This is a genomic window from Methylobacterium sp. GC_Met_2, from assembly GCF_026540795.1.
Classification (GTDB): Bacteria; Pseudomonadota; Alphaproteobacteria; order Rhizobiales; family Beijerinckiaceae; genus Methylobacterium.
The window spans coordinates 1-3668 of the sequence record NZ_JALNUM010000218.1; the positions used below are offsets into that span (position 1 = coordinate 1).

The following is a 3668-nucleotide window of genomic DNA, read 5'->3' on the forward strand; positions in this document are numbered from 1 at the left end:
CCGTCAGGCAAGGCTGGAGCCACCCGGACAGCTGCGCATGCCTGTCATTGCCAACTGCCATCGCGACAGTCCCACCAGATCAGCCTATTGCACGGGTCCTCAGTCGATCTGCTTTGCTCCACCTATCTCCCAAACCTATGCTAGGCTTTGTCAGCAAGCCTTCTCCAAAGGCTTCACTTCATACGATTGCGCATCGTTCATCATCGACTCTTTTGCTCCGGAAAGAAAAAAAGAGCGAGCCCCGCCAGTCTGTCCAGGCGACGACAAGACCTACCCGTGCCCGACACGAAGTCGATTCACAAAGGTCTCCCGCATCACGTCGATGTGAGTACGGATGAAGTTATCATCGAGATAGATCAGCATGTCGTCAGCCTAAAAGACTACGGCTTGAATTTCCGAGGAGGGTTCGTCCGCAGGAAATTGTGGGATGGTTGCCCTGTCGACATAATATGTTATAATTTGGCAACCTCCTGTAGGTTGATTGCCAAAACGGCATCCGTGGTCCCAGGAGACCGGTTGGTTTTCTGTGTAATTCACGCCTCTTGCTAATGCGAAGGTGCAATTCGCGCACAACGGGCCCATAATTTAACATAGCGCTGGGATGCATAGCACTAAATGAATAAGCCCATTTTTATAATTGGAAATACTAAAGCGTCCGAACCAATCCATTCCAGGTCTCGATGGATCAGGGCTGGACACCCTGTTGTGCTAACAATAGCGACGTCTGTTTTTATCATTCCAATTATTTTAGCAATATATATATCTGCGGTGTCTCGACCTCGATACGAGGCGACTGGGTCTCTCATCATAAGCCCGACCGGTGCGTCTAGAGCAATCTCGGCTAATGGAGACGATAGATCTACACCGCCGCAGGTGACTTATGATTTGGTTGTGAAGGCGCAGATTAGTATAATTTTGAGTGAGGATGTAATTCGCGCCACAATTAAGGACATTGGGGTTCAAGTGCTGTACCCTGATTTAAATACACAGGATGGTTTCGAAGCGATTTATGAGCAGGCATCTCTGCGGGCGCGGGGCAATCTTACAGTTTCTTCGGATAACAACGGCTTCGTAGTACGGATAGGATTCAAGGACTACAGCAGCGTCAACAGCTCCCGATTTGTCAACGAGCTTATGTCAGAATATATAAAGAAAAGAAGCTCGTTGGCACTGAACGGGGACGCAGAAGAGTTCTATAAAGAGCAGGCGAAAATTTACGAGCGGCAATTTAGCGAAGAAAGCGCTAAGCTCTCAAAATTCAGCAAGCAACATGCGCTTTGGGATGTAACTGAGCAAAAGAAGTTGCTTTTAGGTAAGAGGGACGACGACGCCAAATCTCTCCAACAGACCGACGGCGAAATTAGCAAAAAAGAAGCCGAGGCCGACTCGATTCGGCAAGGCATTTCGGCTCTTCGTCTTCGAACTGCTTTACCTCCTGAGATCTATGGAACGGCCCAGTTAAATTCCGAAGTTAAGCCGCTCAAAAAGGGAGACGACTTTTCGGGCGACCCCCCCCTTATCAATATCAAGATTTATCAGCAACTAAGCTCATCTCTGGTCGATAGAAACTTTGAATTATCTGGGCTTAAGCAGTTGAGGATCCGACAGATAGAGGCGATCCAAAGATCCGACAGGGAGCTCCAAGATTTATCCGACGCAGAACCCATTTTTTTGAGTCTACAAAGAAGCGTTAGTCAAACGCAGTATTATATAAATGCATTGAATAAAAGCGGAGTCGATGCCCGCGTTAATAACCTGTGGTCATCCGGTGAAACGTCGTCCGGTATCAGAATATTGCAAACAGCTGTATCTCCAACTACCGCATATTTTCCCCGCCCAAAATTATTCATTTTCCTTGGCTTGGTGAGTGGCGCGGCATGTGCGATCTGCTTTTTATACGCGGTTTATCTTTTTGGACTGATCCAGTGGGGAGCAGCGTCTAAATAAGAGAATTAGCAATGGCACTGGGGGTCTGCTAGTGTCCGGCGGCCCAGGTCGGGGTCGCGGACATCACCGATCGCGCGTCGATAGCGAGCCAACTGAGTTACATTGAGACGTTCGATCCTGTGGCCAAAGGCTTACCTCTGGCGCAGGCAGCTCGTAGTGGAGCGATGAGTGGACTACCGCCCGGACTCATAACCAGTAGCTGACGGTAGCGGCGACGCAGACGGCAGCGAGATAGTTCGTAGCCGAGCGGTCGTAGCGAGTGGCGATGCGGCGAAAGTCCTTGAGCCGCCCGAACATGCGCTCGATGGCATTGCGGCCGCGATAGAGCACAGGCGAGAAGCATGGCTTCCAGCGCCGTTTGATTTGTGCGGGATGTTGGGTGCGGCCCCGGGGGCCTCGATCTGCCGGCGGATGGCTTCGGTGTCGTAGCCCTTGTGAGCCAGCACGATGCGGAAGACGGGCAGATGTTCGAGCAGCAGCGCGCCGGCCTTGCAGTCGGTGGCCTGCCCGCCGGTCAGCAGGAAGGCGAGCGGGCGGTAGAAGCGATCGGTGAGGGCGTGGATCTTGGTCGTGCGCCCGCCGCGCGAGCGGCCGATGGCTTGGCTCTGCTACCCCCTTTACCCCCGGCCGCGCAGCAGTGCGCCTTCACGGTGGTGGTGTCGATCAGCACCTGGGAGGGCAGGCCGCCGGCTTGCGCCAGCGTCTCGAACAAGCCGACCCCGACTCCCTTAGCCGCCCAGCGCACGAAGCGGTTGTAGAGCGTCTTCTTCGGCCCGTAGACCTGGCGCGTGCGTCCGTCCAACACCCGCCGGACTTAAGGACATGGATGATACCGCTGATCACCCGCCGGTCGTCTACGCGCTCCTTGCCCCGTATGTCGGTGGGCAAGTGCGGCGTGAACCGCGCAAACTGCTCGTCCCTCAGCCAGAACTGATCCATCGGCTCCTCTCACGGAAGCCGTGAATCACATCCAAGCCGGCTGCGCCACCTTTATGGGTCCGGACGATAGGACGGTGTTATCGCACCTCCTCAAGTGTTCGACCACGAAGCCTCCGTTCTCGAGGGATAGAACGCCTTAGGGTTGGGCAAACCATCCCGTAGCTTCGCGTCGGCTCTCTCGAAGTACTTGTTCTGCCACGGACTGCCAGCTTCAATATCGGCGGTTTGCGAGCCAACCGCTGCGATCCAGGCTTGCACCGCTCTGGCGATGAAGTTCGGCCCGTTATCCGAGCGGATATGACCAGATACCCCGCGAAGGCTGACAGATTAGGTTGCACATCGATCGCGTCCAGGCGCATAAACTTACGAGCGATCGGCATAACCAAGCACTCGCGGTTCGATTTATCGATGACGTTCAGGATTTGGTACTTGCCTCATTGCATGTGAGGTGCTCGACAAAGTCAGATGACCATATCGTGGGGAAGCACCGGTCGCAGGCGTTTGCTTGAGCCGTTGTTGAGCCAGAGGCGCGACAACATCCGCTCTCGAGTAGAAGCTTTAAGACTTCCTATCGCCAAATCCTTTCGATGCGTTTCGTGTTGACCGTGCAGCCGTCATACCGGATTATCGCGATAACTTGACAGTAGCCGTAGCATCTTTACTTTGGAACCAGAGCGACGGTGGCGACCGTTAATGATACTTCATCCTTTAATACAACGTCGGATTTGCGCAGCTGCGAACCGTGCTGCTCAAATACACGGCAAGCGAAGAGTTCTAACACG

1 protein-coding gene and 1 pseudogene are annotated in these 3668 nt (G+C 53.7%); one reads left to right on the forward strand and one right to left on the reverse strand.

All coding sequences use genetic code 11. The features are described 5' to 3' along the window. Positions 1-891: 891 nt before the first annotated feature. On the forward strand, positions 892-1947 hold the full coding sequence (locus OXS49_RS32845; RefSeq protein ID WP_267428693.1) for a hypothetical protein: 1056 nt from the start codon (positions 892-894) through the stop codon (positions 1945-1947). A 186-nt stretch (positions 1948-2133) separates the two neighbouring features. Here OXS49_RS32845 and OXS49_RS32850 read toward each other — a convergent pair. Next, positions 2134-2886 (reverse strand): annotated as a pseudogene (locus OXS49_RS32850) (IS5 family transposase). Positions 2887-3668 lie beyond the last annotated feature (782 nt).